The organism is Faecalibacterium sp. AF10-46, from assembly GCF_003604105.1.
GTDB classification, from domain to species: domain Bacteria; phylum Bacillota; class Clostridia; order Oscillospirales; family Ruminococcaceae; genus Faecalibacterium; species Faecalibacterium taiwanense.
Window position 1 is genome coordinate 1 of record NZ_QVGY01000008.1, and the last position, 16726, is coordinate 16726.

Here is a 16726-nt window from a genome sequence, read left to right on the forward strand (position 1 = left end):
AGGTGCACCAGATATTGAACGTCAAATCGTAAGATTTGGCGTTCTTTTTTGTTATGTAACCCCGAAAAATCGGGGCTTGCACGATCAACGCACGGTTTTTGCACGGTTGGTGTTTTCATAGGAATCCTCTGCATGGGCTGGAATTACTTTGAAATGCGTGGTAAATTTTGCATCAGGTCAGCAGAGCCAGACGGAGCTGCGCCTTTACTTCGGGGTCTGCATTCTTCAGAAGTTCCAGCAGAGCAGTCGTAGAGATGGTCGGTTCGCCTTCGGCGGGTAACTGCGCCAATATCTGCATGGATGCAGACAGACTGCCGCTGAACTTCCGGCGGGCAAACTGCCTAATTTTGGTTGATGCAGGCGTAGAATGCGTTTGGATTTTTGGCGGTCATCCGCCAGAATGGATATTTGATGATGACTGGGGTGTTGTAGCCAACGCCCAATTCCAGAAAGAGGATGCGCTGTCCCTCGTGACGGCGCAGAAATTCACTGTATCGCTCTGCCGCACGGTGCCATCCTTCGTCCTCTACAAAGGTAAGTAAAAGACGGGGTGCTGTGCATTTGTGCAGCACCCCGTCTTTTATTTGTGTTCATCTGCGCCCGGCTCATAGAGCAGCTCCAAATGCGGTGCCCATGGTTAGATGGATCTCGTCCTGCGGCAGAAGATCAATAAAATTGCGATAATAAACTATTCGCCCAGATGCCAGATGTCGCGGTCGTACTCGGCAATAGTGCGGTCGGAGGAGAACATGCCCGCTTTGGCAATATTCACCAGACACTTGCGCCGCCAGCCCTTCGGGTCGCAGGCGTAATCGCTGAGGGCCTGCCCCTTGCGCACAACGTAGGCATTGAAGTCCGGCAGGGTCTGGAACCAGTCTTTATGGATCAGCTCGTTGTGCAGGCGGGTCAGGTTTTCGGCGTGACCGGCGGCCAGCATCTCCGGGCCGGTGAGGAAGTTGATGGCGCGGCGGATGTTGGCATCGCCCTCCACCCACTGGGCGGGGTCGTAGTCGCCCACGGCGTAGCGGTGGATGACCTGATCGGAGGTCTGGCCGAAGATATAGATGTTCTCCTCGCCCACCTGCTGGCTGATCTCCACATTGGCACCGTCCATGGTGCCCAGCGTCAGCGCGCCGTTCAGCATGAACTTCATGTTGCCGGTGCCGGAAGCTTCCTTGGAGGCAAGGCTGATCTGCTCGGACAGGTCGCAGGCGGGGATCAGCTTTTCGGCGGCGGTAACGTTGTAGTTCTCCACGAACACCACCTGCAGCCACTTGGACACTTCCGGGTCTGCGGCAATGACCTTGGACAGGGTCAGCAGCGCATGGATGATGTCCTTTGCAATGGTGTAGGCAGGTGCCGCCTTGGCACCGAAGATGCTCACCAGCGGAGCAGCGGGCAGGTGCCCGACCTTGATCTCGTAGTACTGATGGATGAGGTACAGCAGGTTCAGCTGCTGGCGCTTGTACTCGTGCAGGCGCTTGGACTGGATATCGAACACAGCATCGGTGTTCACGCTCACCTTCTGGGTGCGCAGCAGCCAGTCTGCCAGTGCTTCCTTGTTGGCCTTTTTCACAGCGGTCAGCTGCTCCAGCACAGCTTCGTCGTCAGCAAAAGCCAGCAGCTTTTCCAGCTCGGCGGCATCCTTGCGGAAGCCGGAGCCGATGTGCTGTTCCAGTGCGGCGGTCAGGCGGGGGTCGCATTCCAGCAGCCAGCGGCGGAAGGTGATGCCGTTGGTCTTATTGTTGAACTTTTCCGGATACAGCTCGTAAAAGCCGTGCAGCTCGGAATTTTTCAAAATCTCGGTGTGCAGCGCTGCCACGCCGTTGGTGGAGTGGGTGAAGTGGATGTCCATGTGGGCCATGTGCACCCGGTCGTCCTTGTCAATGATGGCAAGGCTCTCGTCCTTGGTGCGGGTGCGGGCCAGCGCGTCCAGCTTTTCGATAATGGGCATCAGCTGGGGCACCACGGCATCCAGATAGGCGCGGGGCCACTTTTCCAGCGCTTCGGCCAGAATGGTGTGGTTGGTGTAGGCGCAGGTCTTTGTGACGATCTTTACGGCTTCCTCAAATTCGATGCCCTTTTCGCCCAGCAGCCGGATCAGCTCCGGGATGACCATGCTGGGGTGGGTGTCGTTGATCTGGATGGCGGCGTAGTCGGCCAGATCATGGTAATCGCAGCCCCGGGCGGCACACTCGGCCAGAATGAGCTGGGCACCGGCAGAGACCATCAGGTACTGCTGGTACACCCGCAGGCGGCGGCCTGCCTCATCGGAATCGTCCGGGTAGAGGAAGAGGGTCAGGTTCTTGTCGATGGCAGTTTTATCGAAGGCAATGCCGTCGTGGACGATGCTTTCATCGATGGTGTCAAGGTCAAACAGGTTCAGGGTGTTGGTGCGGCCCTCGTAGCCGGTAACGGCCAGCTTGTACAGCCGGGCAGTGTACTCCTTGCCCGCCAGCTCCACCGGGTAGGTGATGTCGGTCTTTTCCGCCCAGCTGTGGGCGGTGAGCCACGGGTCGGGCTTTTCGTTCTGCACGCCGTCCTCAAAGGACTGGTGGAACAGGCCGAAGTGATACCGCAGGCCCACGCCGTCGCCGGGCAGGTTCAGCGTTGCCAGAGAGTCGAGGAAGCAGGCAGCCAGACGGCCCAGACCGCCGTTGCCCAGAGAGGGTTCCGGCTCCACCTCTTCGATATCGGAAAGGCTCTTGCCGACGGCAGCCAGTGCATCGCGGGCTTCATCGTACAGTCCCAGATTGATGAGGTTGTTGGACAGCAGCTTGCCGATGAGAAATTCGGCGCTGATATAGTACAGCTTGCGGCCGGTGACCGGCTGCACACGGTCGGCGCTCTTCTGCCGGACGAGTTCCAGCAGCGCGAGATACAGCTCCTGATTCGTGCAGTCTGCCAGCGGCTTGCCCGTGAGACCCTGTAACGTTTCGGTAAAGCTCATAAATGCATCCTCCTTTGCTACGGAAAACAGGTTTGACATCTGTACTTCCAGATATACCACATAAAACAATCAAAATCTTGCCTAAAAAGCGCAGACTGTGGTACAATCCTATCATCGGGAGGTGAAACAATGCAAAATCAGGCATCTTTGCAGGAGACCAAGCAGCATGGTGCCGTGCGGTTTCCCTTCAATCTGTATCCCTGCACCATTCCGGGGGACTTTCCGCAGGTGGCGCTCCACTGGCAGGAGAGCATGGAGCTGGTCTTTGTCAAGCGGGGCACAGGACTGGTGCAGGTGGGCGCTGAGAGCTGCCCGGCCCGCATGGGGGACATCTTTATTTTTACGCCCGGCACTCTCCATGCCCTGCGGCAGGCCGAGGGGCAGTGCATGGAATACGAAAATATCATTTTTGAGCTGGAGCTTCTGGGTGGCGCAGAGGACCTTTGTGCCGAGAAATATCTGCTTCCGCTGCAAAGCGGGCGCTTGTCGCTGCCTGCGCGGCTAACCCCGAACGATTTGTGCTATCTGCAGGCCGCCGCCTGCCTGCGGGAGGTGGAGGATGCCAACCGCGCCAAGCTCCCCGGCTACGAGCTGCAGGTCAAGGGGGCATTGCTGCGGTTTCTTGCCCTGCTCCTTGCACAGGGCCGGCAGCGGCTTGCCGCCGAGACAGCCGACACCCAGCGGCTGAAAACGCTCCTGCAATGGCTTTCGGCCCATTATACGGAGGAACTCCGGGTCGCCGATGCCGCCGGGGTCTGCTCCTTCAGTGCCAGCCACTTCATGCGGTGGTTCCGGCAGATGACCGGGCAGAGCTTTGTGGCCTTTCTGAACGAGTACCGGCTCAACGCCGCCGCCGGAGCGCTGCAGGCCACGGATGAGACGGTTCTGACCATCGCTTCCCGGTGCGGGTTTGAGAACCTCTCCTATTTTAACCGGGCGTTCAAGGCACACTTCGGCATGACACCGCGGGAGTACCGGAAAAAATAAGCAAAACGAGGCCGTTCTGCCTCTCTGGAAAAGAGAGGGGACGGCCTCTTTTTTGCACATCAGATCTCCGGCGGCGGGCAGCAGCTCTCCCGTTGGATGAGCCGGTGCGGCACGATGATCTTGGTTGCCAGAAGATTCGGGTTTTCGATATGGTTGATGGTCTGGCTGGCCGCTTCCATGCCCAGCTGGTAGGGGTTCACGTCCACGGTGGTCAGCTGCGGGCTGGTGATGCGGGAGAACAGCGAGTTATTGAAGGACACGATGGACAAGTCTTTCGGGACGCGCAGCCCCAGCTTGCCGCAGAACTGTTCCAGCACCACGGCAAGGATGTCGTCGCTGACCAGCATGGCGGTGGGGCGGTCCGGCGCGGTGAACAGGGCCTTCAGCGTTTCTTCGTAAGCATCGTTCAGGGCATCGATGCAGGTATTTTGATCGAGTTATAAAGGAAGGTAAACGAAGATGCAGAGAAGTGCAGGCATTTTGCTGCCCATCAGCAGTCTGCCGTCCCCTTACGGCATCGGCTGCTTCTCGCAGGAGGCGTACGACTTTGTGGACTGGCTCAGGGAAGCCGGGCAGACCTACTGGCAGATCCTGCCGCTGGGTGTTACCAGCTACGGCGACAGCCCTTATCAGAGCTTTTCCGCCTTTGCAGGCAACCCATATTTCATCAGTCTGGATGCACTGGTGGAGGAAGGGGTGCTGACTGCCGACGAGTGCAAAAAGGCAAACTTCGGCCGCAAGGCAGATGATATCAACTACAGCCGCCTGTATACCGAGCGCGGCCGTCTGCTGCGGCTGGCGTACTCCCGCAGCGACATCGGTCACAACGAAGTGTTTACGGCGTTCTGTGAGAAAAACAAGTGGTGGCTGGATGATTTTGCCCTGTTCATGGCGGTGAAGGACCGCTTTGAGGGCAAGCCGTGGATCGAGTGGGCCGAGGACATCCGTCTGCGCTGGCAGCCTGCCATGGACTACTACCGCCGGGAGCTGTATTTTGAGGTGGAGTACCACAAGTATCTCCAGTTCAAGTTCGATGAGCAGTGGCGCAAACTGAAGGCCTACGCCAACAGCAAAGGCATCCGGATCATCGGCGATATCCCCATCTATGTGGCGCTGGATTCGGCGGATGCATGGGCAAACCCGGGGCTGTTCCAGCTGGACGGGGAAAATCTGCCCACGGCGGTGGCGGGTGTTCCCCCGGATGGATTTTCGCCCACCGGTCAGCTCTGGGGCAATCCGCTCTACCGCTGGGAAGCTCACCGCGAAACCGGCTATCAGTGGTGGATCACCCGCCTGTGGTACTGCTTTGAGCTGTACGACGTGGTGCGCATCGACCACTTCCGCGGGTTCGATGAGTATTTCTCCATTCCCTACGGCAGCGAGACTGCGGCAGAGGGCCACTGGGAGAAAGGCCCCGGCATCGAGCTGTTCCGTGCCGTGGAGCAGGCATTGGGCAAGCGGGAGATCATTGCGGAGGATCTTGGTTATATGAGCGAGACGGTCCGTCAGCTGGTGCGGGACAGCGGTTTCCCCGGCATGAAGGTGCTGGAATTTGCCTTTGACTCCCGCGACACTGGCAGCGCCAGCGACTATCTGCCCCACAACTACCCTGTGAACAGTGTGGCCTATACCGGCACCCACGACAACGAGACGCTGGTATCGTGGTACCAGACCGTCACCGATGCCGAGCGCGCCATGGTGCGGGACTACCTGTACGACTACGCCACCCCGGAAGAGCAGCTCTATAAAAGCATGATCGCACTGATCTTGCGCAGCGCAGCGGCGGCCTGCATCATCCCCATGCAGGACTGGCTGGGGCTGGACAACTCTGCCCGCATCAATCAGCCCTCCACCGTGGGCCAGAACTGGCGCTGGCGGCTGAAAAAGACCCAGCTGACAAAGAAGCTTCAAAAGGAGATCTGCCTGCTGACCACCCGCTATGGCCGAAAAAACTGGGCGTGACAGGATAGTGTTCTGGACTTGATTTTGGAAAGTTTATTGCAGAATAATGGCAGAAGTAATACTTATTCAAAAATAAAATGACAAAGAGCAAATAAAAAAGTACAGAATATGGATCGGGACGCGTGACTTTTAATTTTGACAAAAATCAAGGAAGGACTTTGTATAACTTTACAAAACAAGAAAATACAGCGGCAAAAAGTTGTTGCAATTTTCGGATTGAAAGCAATAACGGAAAACGCTATACCTTAAGCATCAAAGGCAAAGACGCTTCGCGAGAGATCGCAAAGCGTCTTTTTGTATATCTAAAACCACTCGCTAGGCGGGTGGTTCGATAAAGATTATATCGGTGAGTAATAAAACTCAAACGAAGAATTTTGGAATAGTAGAAGCTATATTGTATGAGTACTAATTAAAGTATGAGTACTAATTAAAGTTTGCGAGCTATGAAGCTCGTAGAGCGACTTAAAATCAATAAAAGCGCACTTTGCAAAATTTCAGAAGAACCTATCCGATAATTCGTTGGCAACTGACAATGTCTATCTTGTGCGTTTGACGCATGGTCAAGAATAGAGGGCTATGCCCGCATAGGAAAAACCACCAGCTCGGCTGGTGGATGTTTATTCTTTTTGACATGTGCCGCGGGATGCTTTATAATAAGAATGATTTCAGATGTCTGCGGGGCGGTGCGCCCTGCGGTAAAATTACGGCAAGCAAAAAAGGGAACTGCTATGAGAGAAGAAAAGGCCAGCGCATTGCCGCTGCTGCTGGACGTGCGCAGAATGGACGAAAATAACCGGGCTTACGCCTACCGTATGCTGCGCAAAAATATTATGACCTTGCAGCTGCAGCCGGGCTGTCAGCTGAGCGAGGCCGAACTGTGCGAGCAGCTGGCCATGAGCCGCACACCGGTACACGAAGCGCTGATGATGCTGAAAAGCGAGTGGCTTGTGGATGTTCTGCCGCAGCGCGGCAGCATTGTGTCCAAGATCAGCGTTCCATACCTGAACGAAGGCTTTGCCATGCGCCGCATTCTGGAACCGGCGCTGCTGCGCGGGCTGGCCGGAAAGCTGACAAGGGAACAGCTGAACGAATTTCAGGAACTGCTGAACCGGCAGAACGAAGACCTTTATCTGGATCGGGATGCAGCAGATGACTTCTTCATCTCGCTGGATAACGACTTCCACAGGCTTTTGTACCACGATTCCGGCTATGACCGCATCTGGGAGGCTATGCACAACGTTACTTCCCATATGGACCGTGTGCGGTATCTGGACTCGGCCCTTTGCCGGGGAAATATTGCCTCGGTGCAGAAAGAGCACGAGCAGATCTTTGGCTACCTGCGGGACGGCCTGCCGCTGGACGTGGACGTAGAAGCCCTGTTTGAGCATCACCTTGGCATGTACCGCGAGAATTTCCAGAAGATATTGGAACGGTTCCCGGATTTCTTTGTACGGACATAAACCAAAAAGAGCACCCGCTGCTGACCCTTACAAGGCCATGGCAGGGGGCGCTTTTTTGGTTCAATACGGATACGGTTTTACGCCGGGCTGCGGAGATCAATTTACGACGGCAGTGTTTCTGATGGATTTTGCACCAGAAATGCTGCTTTTTCTGTTCAAAACCCGGAAAAACAGCAGTTTGTGTCCTTGAATTGCCCGAAAAGCTTGCAGGAATGCAGGTTTTTGTGGTAATATTTAAGATATGTTCCCGTTGAGGGGAAGAAAGAGAGGGGTAATCAAATGATCAATATCTGCATCATTGCCACCATTGTGATCTATCTGGTGGGAATGCTGCTGGTTGGCTTTGTCTACAGCAAATCCAACGAGGACAGCAGCGATTTCTACCTCGGCGGCCGCACGATGGGCCCGCTGGTCACGGCTATGAGCGCCGAAGCCAGCGATATGTCCAGCTGGCTGCTGATGGGTATGCCGGGCCTTGCATATCTCACCGGCATCGCGTCGCCGGGCTGGACGGCCATCGGCCTTGCTGTGGGCACATGGCTCAACTGGCTCATCGTGGCCCGCCGCCTGCGCCGCTACTCGGCCAATCTGGATGCCATCACGGTGCCGCAGTTCCTTTCCCTGCGGTTCCATGACCAGCGCAACCTGCTCAACGCGCTGGGCGCGGTCATTATCATCGTGTTCTTCATCCCGTACACCGCTTCCGGCTTTGCCGCCTGCGGCAAGCTGTTCAACAGCCTGTTTGGCGTGGATTACATGGCGGCCATGATCTTGTCCGCTGTGGTCATTGTGGGCTACACCATCATGGGCGGCTTCCGCGCGGTGTCTACCACCGACCTGATCCAGTCCATCGTCATGAGCATGGCGCTGATCGCAGTGCTGATGTATGGTGTCAGCGTGGCAGGCGGCTGGGACGTGGTTCTGGACAACGCCCGCAGCCTGCCCGGCTACCTGACCATGGCTGCAAGCCACAATGCGGCAGACAACACCGCCACCTCCTACAGTCTGCTGGACATCGCGTCCACGCTGGCATGGGGTCTGGGCTACTTCGGTATGCCCCACATTCTGCTGCGCTTCATGGCCATTGAGGACGAAAAGAAGCTGGTGCTCAGCCGCCGCATTGCAAGCGTGTGGGTGGTCATTGCCATGACCGCTTCCATCGTCATCGGCATGGTGGGTCTGGGCATGACCAAGGCGGGCGCGCTGGAGTTCCTGAGCGGCTCTTCCAGCGAGACCCTGATCGTGCGCGTGGCCAGCCTGATCGCCCAGCACGGCGTGCTGGCAGCCATTCTGGCAGGCCTGATCCTTGCCGGCATCCTTGCCGCTACCATGTCCACCGCCGACAGCCAGATGCTGGCAGCGGCCTCCAGCGTATCCCAGAACATCCTGCAGGAGTTCGGCCACATGAAGCTGACCGAGAAGCAGAGCCTGTTCGCTGCCCGCCTGACTATCATCTGCATCAGCGTGGTGGGCGTGGTGCTGGCCCGCGACCCCAACTCCAGCGTGTTCGGCATCGTCAGCTTTGCATGGGCCGGCTTTGGCGGCTCCTTTGGCGCAGTGGTGCTGTGCTCCCTGTTCTGGAAGCGCTGCAACTGGCAGGGCGCACTGGCCGGTATGCTCTCCGGCGGCCTGATGGTCTTTGTATGGAAGTACATCATCAGCCCGCTGGGCGGCGTGTTTGGCATCTACGAGCTGCTGCCTGCCTTCCTGACTTCTCTGGTGGTGTGCGTGGTGGTCAGCCTGCTCACCCCGGCACCCTCGGCAGAGATCGAGGCAGAGTTCGACGCTGCAAAGTAAAAACGATGGGGAATGCCCTCCGCTGTGCTCTGGGCATAGCAGCGAAAAATGATAGATCCTTATGCAAAAGAGCAAAGCCGGCGGGCTTTGCTCTTTTGCTTTTTCACGGATGGGGACGGAGAGGGAAGTGACATTTAATTCAAAAGGATCAGCCATGCTTCGCAGCATGGAAGCAGAAATCCAAAACAGAAAAAGAACAGAAGATCCAGCACGAGCCGCATCAGACGGGTAAGAGGCGTGCCGAAAGACATGGCATGAATGATAAAAAGATTCACCTCACCCCAGCGCCGGTAGTAACCGGTTTGCTCAAAATTGTTCCAGAGCTCAAGAGATAGAAATTCAAATCCGGCAAACAATGGAAAAATGACCAGGGAGGATATCCAGCCGTCGGCCTGAAGCGAACCATCGCTGAGAGTCCGCCAGTGCACAGCTAATCTGCCTGGACAGGCAAAAATTCCCCACAGGGCAAGTGCAATGCTTAATGCAAGAAGAGCAGTACGCACAGAATGCCAGTCTACAGTGTGCTGGCGGCGCAGCATGGTGAAAAAATCTTCCAGAGGAACGGGAGGAGTGTCATCTTTTTGACGGGAGTCATGACAGTGCATTAGGTCAGCGAGGGTCAGGCCCAGCACATCGGCCAGCGGCTCCAGCGTGTTGATGTCTGGCAGCCCGATGCCGCGTTCCCAGCGGCTGACGGCTTTATCCGTAACGTGAAGCTGCTGAGCCAGTTCGGCCTGCGTCATGTTCCGCTCCCGGCGCACTTGTGCAAGGAATGCACCAAATTCTTTTGCATCCATTCTGCTCACATCCTTTTCCACAGGATAACACAGGAATGTGGAAAACACAACCGACGAAACGTTTACCTGCCGGTCTGCAGAACAAAAAGGACGTGCTCCCTTGCGGGAACACGTCCTTTTTTATCGCTTCAGTATCAGGCGGAGATCAGCTTACAGCTGGGGGCCGGCAGAGACCAGAGCCTTGCCGTGCTCGTTGCCCTCGTACTTCTTGAAGTTCTTGATGAATCGGCTTGCCAGATCCTTGGCCTTCTCTTCCCACTGGGAAGCGTCAGCATAGGTGTCGCGAGGATCCAGAATGCCGGTGTCCACGCCGTTCAGCACGGTGGGAACCTCGAAGTCGAAGTAGGGGATCTTCTTGGTGGGCACATTGTTGATGTCGCCGTTCAGGATGGCATCGATGATGCCGCGGGTATCCTTGATGGAGATGCGCTTGCCGGTGCCGTTCCAGCCGGTGTTGACCAGATAAGCCTTAGCGCCGCTCTTCTGCATCTTCTTGACCAGCTCCTCAGCATACTTGGTGGGGTGCAGCTCCAGGAAGGCCTGGCCGAAGCAGGCAGAGAAGGTGGGGGTGGGCTCGGTGATGCCGCGCTCGGTGCCTGCCAGCTTTGCAGTGAAGCCGGACAGGAAGTAGTACTGGGTCTGCTCGGGGCTCAGGATGGAGACCGGGGGCAGAACGCCGAATGCGTCAGCAGACAGGAAGATGACGTTCTTTGCAGCGGGTGCAGAAGAAATGGGGCGGACGATGTTCTTGATGTGGTTGATGGGGTAGGACACACGGGTGTTCTCGGTAACGCTCTTATCAGCGAAATCGATGTGGCCCTCAGCATCCAGAGAGACGTTCTCCAGCAGAGCGTTGCGCTTGATGGCGTTGTAGATATCGGGCTCGGAGTCCTTATCCAGGTTGATGACCTTTGCGTAGCAGCCGCCCTCGAAGTTGAACACGCCGTTGTCGTCCCAGCCGTGCTCGTCATCGCCGATCAGCAGACGCTTGGGATCGGTGGACAGGGTGGTCTTGCCGGTGCCGGACAGACCGAAGAAGATAGCGGTGTTCTCGCCGTTCAGGTCGGTGTTGGCAGAGCAGTGCATGGAAGCCATGCCCTTCAGCGGCAGGAAGTAGTTCATCATGGAGAACATGCCCTTCTTCATCTCGCCGCCGTACCAGGTGTTCACGATGACCTGCTCTTTGCTGGTGATGTTGAACACAACAGCAGTCTCAGAGTTCAGGCCCAGCTCCTTGTAGTTCTCAACCTTGGCCTTGGATGCGTTGTAGACAACGAAATCGGGCTCAAAGTTCTCCAGCTCCTCAGCGGTGGGCTTGATGAACATGTTGGTGACGAAGTGTGCCTGCCATGCAACTTCCATGACAAAGCGGATGGCCATGCGGGTATCCTTGTTGGCACCGCAGAATGCATCCACCACGTACAGGCGCTTGTTGGACAGCTCCTTCTGAGCGATGGCCTTCACAGCAGCCCATGCTTCCTGAGAAGCGGGGTGGTTGTCGTTCTTGTACTCGTCGGAAGTCCACCACACGGTGTCCTTGGAGTTCTCGTCCATAACGATGAACTTGTCCTTGGGAGAACGGCCGGTGTAGATGCCGGTCATAACGTTCACAGCACCCAGCTCGCTGACCTGGCCCTTTTCGTAGCCTTCCAGACCGGGCTTGGTCTCTTCCTCGAACAGCTGCTCGTAGGAGGGGTTGTACACGATCTCAGTCGTGCCGGTAATGCCATACTTGGTAAGATCCAACTTTGCCATATTCGCTATACCTCTACTTTCGTTTGATCCATACGTCCTGTATAGGGCACAGCGTTTCCCGGCGGGCCGGGCGCTGCGCAGAAGGCTTGCAGTTTGTAAATGCAAATTCTCCTGTATACCATTATACATAAAAGCCTTGCAAAATCAATAAATAAACCGTGCTATTTGCAGAAAAGAAACAAATTTCATTAAGAAATTTAACTGCCTGAAACAATTTCAGGAAACAAAAGCAGGGGGCGAAACCTGAAAAAATAAGGTGGAAAGGCAGAAAAACAATTTTTTGATAAAATTTTGACGAGCTGGGATGCATGAAAAACCCGTGCACAAAAGCAACCCTTCCCACAAAACGGCGCGGCAGGAAAGGGCAGAACCGTTCCACAGCCCGATTTGTGCAAAATTTACGAGATTTTGATGATTTTTATGGCAAAGAAGCTTTGCCTGTGGTATACTGGATCTGATAAAAAGACAGCTCCGCGCGTTCTGTGTGCTGCATATAAAAAGGAAAAAGATCATGAAGACCATTTACATCCTGCTCACCCGGTCGGGTACGCTGCTTTCAAACCTCGTTTACGCCGTTACCGGTGCAAATTATACCCACGCTTCGCTGGCTTTTGACGAAGACCTGAGCTGCCTGTACAGCTCTACCCGCAAAAACGGCTATACCATGTTTCCGGCAGGGCCCAGCAGGGAATACCTGAACCGGGGCGTGTTCCGTCTGCGGGAGAACGTGCCCTGCGCACTGTATGCGCTGGATGTGAGCGATGAAGCCTACACCCGTGCCCGCCGCCGTGCCGAGCACATGATGGCCCACGGCAGACTTTACCAGTTCAACGTTATCGGTCTTGCGCTCTGCGGGATGCATATCCGCTGGAAGCGCCGCCGGCACTATTTCTGCTCCCAGTTCGTCAGCGAGGTGCTGGAAAAGAGCGGTGCCATGGAGCTGCCCAAGCACAGCACCCTGATGCACCCGAACGACTACACCCGGCTGGAAGAGCTGCGGTGCGTATACAAGGGTACACTGGCCGGCCTGCCGCAGCGCCAGCAGATGGAATTTGACCAGAACGATACGGTGATCGGCGTATATCTGGGGCTGGCGCTGGGCCTGTTCCACACCGGCGCGGCCCGGGTGCGGGAGATTTTTTGAAAAAATTGAATTTTTGTGTTGACAAAGCAGGCGTGCTATGCTAAAATAGCCAAGTCGGGAGCGAACACCCGATGCAAAATGGACGTATGGCCCGTTGGTCAAGCGGTTAAGACAGAGGCCTCTCACGCCTTTAACATCGGTTCGATTCCGGTACGGGTCACCATTTTATAGTAGTAAAACGGTCATGTGCCGTTTTATATAGATGCCTCTTTAGCTCAGTCGGTTAGAGCACCTGACTGTTAATCAGGGTGTCGCCTGTTCGAGTCAGGCAAGAGGCGCCAGCAAAGCGATGGAAGTTTTCCATCGCTTTTTTCTTTTTCTCCGGTCGCTTTTGTTGACAGAAAATGCGAGGCGGGATATACTTAAAGCATGTTTTAGAATTGAAAATTTGTTGGTGGGCGGCTGCTTTTAAGGGCAGCATCCTCGCCCTCTCAGTCTCTAACGCGCCAGATTCCCCCTTTTGTCGCTGCGCGACATCTTCCCCCGGAGCGGGGGAAGTCTTTCCTCAAAGGGGGAGCCCTTGGTAAAACCGGAAAGTTTTCCGCATTGCCAAGGCCTCTCCCTTTGACAGACTCCCCCGGCCGGGGGAGGTGGCACGAAGTGCCAGAAGGGGAATAAGGTGGATTTGCGGAGCAAAGACGGAGAGGGCGAGCCGCCTTCCGGCAAAATAAAGGAGAACATCATGAAAAAGATCATTCTGACCGGCGACCGTCCCACCGGCCGCCTGCATGTGGGCCATTATGTCGGTTCCCTGAAGGAGCGGGTGCGCCTGCAGAACTCCGGCGAGTACGATGAGATCTACGTTATGATCGCCGATGCACAGGCCCTGACCGATAACGCCGACAACCCGGAAAAGGTGCGCCAGAACATCCTGCAGGTGGCGCTGGATTATCTGGCCTGCGGCATCGACCCCGCCAAGACCCATATTTTCATCCAGTCCATGGTGCCGGAATTGACTGAGCTGAGCTTCTACTATATGAACCTCGTCACCGTGAGCCGCCTGCAGCGCAACCCCACCGTCAAGAGCGAGATCCATATGCGCAACTTTGAGACCAGCATCCCGGTGGGCTTCTTCTGCTACCCCATCAGTCAGGCTGCGGATATCACCGCTTTCCACGCCACCACCGTGCCTGCCGGTGAGGACCAGAAGCCCATGATCGAGCAGTGCTGCGAGATCGTGCGCAAATTCAACGCCGTTTACGGCGATACCCTGACCGAGCCGGAGATCGTGCTGCCCCAGAACGCCGCCTGCCTGCGTCTGCCCGGCACCGACGGCAAGGCCAAGATGAGCAAGAGCCTTGGCAACTGCATCTACCTGTCCGAGGAACCGGAGGACATCAAAAAGAAGGTCATGTCCATGTACACCGACCCCAACCACCTGCGTGTGCAGGACCCCGGCAAGGTGGAGGGCAACCCGGTGTTCATCTATCTGGACGCCTTCTGCCGTCCGGAGCACTTTGCAGAGTTCTGGCCGGAATACCAGAACCTCGACGAGGTGAAGGCGCACTACCAGCGCGGCGGTCTGGGCGACGTGAAGGTGAAAAAGTTCCTGAACAGCGTCATGCAGGCCGAGCTGGAGCCCATCCGCACCCGCCGCAAGGAGTGGGAGCAGCGCCTGCCCGAGGTGGTGGAGATCCTGAAGGAGGGCAGCGCCTACGCGGAAAAGACTGCCGCCGCCACGCTGGCCGAGGTGCGCAAGTCCATGCGGATCGATTACTTCGACAACGACAACCTGTTGAAATAAAATCTGTGAGAGTGTCCGGGATGCCGCAGGCGTTCCGGACACTCTTTTTATAGTTTACGAAAATTGCATAGAAAATGCGGTCAAACTGTGTTAAAATAGGGGCAATAAGTACAGAAAGCCCCCGCTCTGGGGGCGAGAGGAAAAAGGAAAATCACCATGCAAAAGACCATCTGGATCACTGGCGCAAGCTCCGGCATCGGGCAGGAGTTTGCACGCCGCTATGCAAAGCTGGGCTGCCGGCTCATCCTGACTGCCCGCCGCACCGACCGGCTGGAAGCGCTGGCCGCAAAACTGGGCACGCCCTGCCGCATCCTGCCTGCCGATCTTGCAAAGGAAGAGGACTGCCAGCGCCTTTTCAAGGAGCTGGAGGGGGAGACCATTGATATCTTTATCAACAACGCGGGCTTTGGCGTGTGCGGCAGCTATCTGGAGACCGACGATGCCCGGGAAGAGGAAATGATCCGGGTGAATGTGGAAGCCATGGCGCGGCTGTTCCGCTTTGCAGTGCGCAGGATGCACGCGGCAGGCGGCGGCACCATCCTGAACGTGGCATCCTCGGCGGGGCTGCTGCCCGGCGGACCCTATATGGCGGGCTACTATGCCAGCAAGGCCTATGTGGTCAGCCTGACCCGGGGTGTTGCCCGGGAGCTGCAGGAGCTGCACAGCCCGGTCTACGTGTGTGCGCTCTGCCCGGGGCCGGTGGATACCGAGTTCAACGACCGGGCAGGGGTGGTGTTTGCCCTCAAGGGCATCACGCCGGAGTTCTGCGTACAGGAAGCCATGCACGGCATGATGCACCGCAGGATCATCATCGTGCCCTCGGCCTTTATGCGGGCATGCACCACGGCGCAGAAGCTGCTGCCTGCCTCCTTGCTGATGCCCATTGTGGCACGGCAGCAGAAAAAGAAGCTGGGATGATATTCTGGATGGCTTAATATGGCTCTTGTCAACAAGCCCAAATTTTTCCGCCGAAATTGTGCGCACTGCTAATGACTGAAACCGTGTATACAAGAAAAAACCGGTTTTTTGCAGCTTTGCACGACTTTTCACGAAAAAATTTCCCGGAAAATTAAAAATACAGCAAAAATGCAGAAGAAAATGCCTTGACAGAGCCCAAAAAGAATGTTACCCTGTATACAAGAAGGACGCTAAAATCGAGAGTTCGGCTTTTTGAGCGTCCTGCAGAGCAAAAACGGGGCTTCCCCGCAAAGGAACAATTTGATTGGAGGACTCTATTATGGCACAGTGCACTCCCAAATCTTTTGATCTGACCGGCAAGGTCGCGCTGATCACCGGCGCATCCTACGGCATTGGCATGGCAATTGCAAAGGCAATGGCAGCCAATGGCGCTACCATCGTGTTCAACGACATCAAGCAGGAGCTGGTGGATAAGGGCATCGCTGCTTACGCAGAAGCAGGCATCAAGGCTCACGGCTACGTCTGCGACGTGACCGATGAGGATGCCGTCAACGCCATGGTGGCAAAGATCACCGAGGAAGTTGGCCACATCAACATTCTGGTCAACAACGCCGGTATCATCAAGCGCATCCCCATGACCGAGATGAGCGCTGCACAGTTCCGTCAGGTCATCGATGTTGACCTGAACGCTCCCTTCATCGTGGCAAAGGCCATCATCCCCGACATGATCGCACAGGGCGGCGGCAAGATCATCAACATCTGCTCCATGATGAGCGAGCTGGGCCGTGAGACCGTCTCCGCCTACGCTGCAGCCAAGGGCGGCCTGAAGATGCTCACCAAGAACATCGCTTCCGAGTACGGCGCATACAACATCCAGTGCAACGGCATTGGACCCGGCTACATCGCTACTCCGCAGACCGCACCTCTGCGCGAGATCCAGCCCGACGGCAGCCGTCATCCCTTCGACCAGTTCATTGTTGCCAAGACCCCCGCAGGCCGCTGGGGCGAGGCAGAGGATCTGGGCGGACCTGCTGTCTTCCTGGCATCCGAGGCTTCTGACTTTGTCAATGGCCTGATCCTGTACGTCGATGGCGGCATTCTGGCTTACATCGGCAAGCAGCCCCAGTAATGGCTGAGGATCTCCCAAAGGACTGAGCACGGCGGCAGCCGGGCAGGCTTTGCCTGCTGGCTGCCGCTTTTTGTATTTGTATG

The 16726-nt window shown here is 56.3% G+C and carries 12 protein-coding genes, 2 tRNA genes and 1 pseudogene; 10 read left to right on the forward strand and 5 right to left on the reverse strand.

Translation table 11 applies throughout. The annotated features are described in order from the left end of the window. Positions 1 to 143: 143 nt before the first annotated feature. A pseudogene (locus DWV57_RS14810) lies at positions 144 to 536 on the reverse strand (hypothetical protein); the annotation flags it as partial. 152 nt (positions 537 to 688) lie between these two features. Beyond that, positions 689 to 2950, reverse strand: a complete 2262-nt coding sequence (locus DWV57_RS09370; protein WP_120020689.1) for a glycogen/starch/alpha-glucan phosphorylase — start codon at positions 2948 to 2950, stop codon at positions 689 to 691. Positions 2951 to 3079: 129 nt separating this feature from the next. Between DWV57_RS09370 and DWV57_RS09375 the strand changes: the two genes are divergently transcribed. Next, positions 3080 to 3937 carry an AraC family transcriptional regulator gene (locus tag DWV57_RS09375; protein ID WP_120020619.1) on the forward strand — a complete coding sequence of 286 codons (858 nt, stop codon included), beginning with the start codon at positions 3080 to 3082 and terminating at the stop codon, positions 3935 to 3937. A 59-nt stretch (positions 3938 to 3996) separates the two neighbouring features. On the opposite strand, the gene DWV57_RS09380 is transcribed toward DWV57_RS09375, so the two are convergent. Continuing rightward, complete coding sequence (locus tag DWV57_RS09380) at positions 3997 to 4356, reverse strand: substrate-binding domain-containing protein (protein WP_120020620.1); 360 nt, start codon at positions 4354 to 4356, stop codon at positions 3997 to 3999. A 40-nt stretch (positions 4357 to 4396) separates the two neighbouring features. Between DWV57_RS09380 and malQ the strand changes: the two genes are divergently transcribed. The 3 genes from malQ to DWV57_RS09395 all read left to right on the forward strand — a co-directional run bounded on the left by malQ (position 4397) and on the right by DWV57_RS09395 (position 9156). Continuing rightward, positions 4397 to 5899 carry a 4-alpha-glucanotransferase gene (gene malQ, locus DWV57_RS09385; RefSeq protein ID WP_120020621.1) on the forward strand — a complete coding sequence of 501 codons (1503 nt, stop codon included), beginning with the start codon at positions 4397 to 4399 and terminating at the stop codon, positions 5897 to 5899. A gap of 728 nt (positions 5900 to 6627) precedes the next feature. Continuing rightward, complete coding sequence (locus DWV57_RS09390) at positions 6628 to 7359, forward strand: GntR family transcriptional regulator (protein ID WP_158576371.1); 732 nt, start codon at positions 6628 to 6630, stop codon at positions 7357 to 7359. Positions 7360 to 7638: 279 nt separating this feature from the next. Continuing rightward, the gene (locus DWV57_RS09395; RefSeq protein ID WP_120020622.1) at positions 7639 to 9156 is read left to right on the forward strand and encodes a sodium/proline symporter; all 1518 of its coding nucleotides are present in this window, start codon (positions 7639 to 7641) and stop codon (positions 9154 to 9156) included. 134 nt (positions 9157 to 9290) lie between these two features. Here DWV57_RS09395 and DWV57_RS09400 read toward each other — a convergent pair whose 3' ends face one another. Beyond that, a complete protein-coding gene (locus DWV57_RS09400) occupies positions 9291 to 9953 on the reverse strand; it encodes a helix-turn-helix transcriptional regulator (RefSeq protein ID WP_120020623.1) in 663 nt (220 codons plus the stop codon). A 150-nt stretch (positions 9954 to 10103) separates the two neighbouring features. Then, a complete protein-coding gene (gene pckA / locus DWV57_RS09405) occupies positions 10104 to 11708 on the reverse strand; it encodes a phosphoenolpyruvate carboxykinase (ATP) (protein ID WP_005938221.1) in 1605 nt (534 codons plus the stop codon). 511 nt (positions 11709 to 12219) lie between these two features. On the opposite strand from pckA, the gene DWV57_RS09410 reads away from it, so the two are divergent. The 6 genes from DWV57_RS09410 (at position 12220) to DWV57_RS09435 (ending at position 16643) form a co-directional block, all read left to right on the forward strand. Then, on the forward strand, positions 12220 to 12852 hold the full coding sequence (locus DWV57_RS09410) for a hypothetical protein (RefSeq protein WP_097777089.1): 633 nt from the start codon (positions 12220 to 12222) through the stop codon (positions 12850 to 12852). Positions 12853 to 12940: 88 nt separating this feature from the next. After that, a tRNA-Glu gene (locus DWV57_RS09415) sits at positions 12941 to 13015 on the forward strand. Positions 13016 to 13056: 41 nt separating this feature from the next. After that, positions 13057 to 13133 (forward strand) — tRNA-Asn (locus DWV57_RS09420). 401 nt (positions 13134 to 13534) lie between these two features. After that, positions 13535 to 14596 (forward strand): tryptophan--tRNA ligase, encoded by a 1062-nt coding sequence (trpS, locus tag DWV57_RS09425; RefSeq protein WP_097781017.1) that lies wholly within the window; start codon positions 13535 to 13537, stop codon positions 14594 to 14596. A 156-nt stretch (positions 14597 to 14752) separates the two neighbouring features. Continuing rightward, positions 14753 to 15514, forward strand: coding sequence for an SDR family oxidoreductase (locus DWV57_RS09430; RefSeq protein ID WP_005938331.1), 762 nt, complete (start codon positions 14753 to 14755; stop codon positions 15512 to 15514). Between the two features lie 319 nt (positions 15515 to 15833). After that, on the forward strand, positions 15834 to 16643 hold the full coding sequence (locus tag DWV57_RS09435; RefSeq protein WP_118528548.1) for a gluconate 5-dehydrogenase: 810 nt from the start codon (positions 15834 to 15836) through the stop codon (positions 16641 to 16643). The last annotated feature ends 83 nt before the right edge of the window (positions 16644 to 16726 follow it).

Coding starts and splice junctions, on each gene's coding strand:
- DWV57_RS09370 (WP_120020689.1), bottom strand. CDS start 2,950: ATGAGCTTTACCGAAACGTTACAGGGTCTCACGGGCAAGCCGCTGGCA.
- DWV57_RS09375 (WP_120020619.1), top strand. CDS start 3,080: ATGCAAAATCAGGCATCTTTGCAGGAGACCAAGCAGCATGGTGCCGTG.
- malQ (WP_120020621.1), top strand. CDS start 4,397: ATGCAGAGAAGTGCAGGCATTTTGCTGCCCATCAGCAGTCTGCCGTCC.
- DWV57_RS09390 (WP_158576371.1), top strand. CDS start 6,628: ATGAGAGAAGAAAAGGCCAGCGCATTGCCGCTGCTGCTGGACGTGCGC.
- DWV57_RS09395 (WP_120020622.1), top strand. CDS start 7,639: ATGATCAATATCTGCATCATTGCCACCATTGTGATCTATCTGGTGGGA.
- DWV57_RS09400 (WP_120020623.1), bottom strand. CDS start 9,953: ATGGATGCAAAAGAATTTGGTGCATTCCTTGCACAAGTGCGCCGGGAG.
- pckA (WP_005938221.1), bottom strand. CDS start 11,708: ATGGCAAAGTTGGATCTTACCAAGTATGGCATTACCGGCACGACTGAG.
- DWV57_RS09410 (WP_097777089.1), top strand. CDS start 12,220: ATGAAGACCATTTACATCCTGCTCACCCGGTCGGGTACGCTGCTTTCA.
- trpS (WP_097781017.1), top strand. CDS start 13,535: ATGAAAAAGATCATTCTGACCGGCGACCGTCCCACCGGCCGCCTGCAT.
- DWV57_RS09430 (WP_005938331.1), top strand. CDS start 14,753: ATGCAAAAGACCATCTGGATCACTGGCGCAAGCTCCGGCATCGGGCAG.
- DWV57_RS09435 (WP_118528548.1), top strand. CDS start 15,834: ATGGCACAGTGCACTCCCAAATCTTTTGATCTGACCGGCAAGGTCGCG.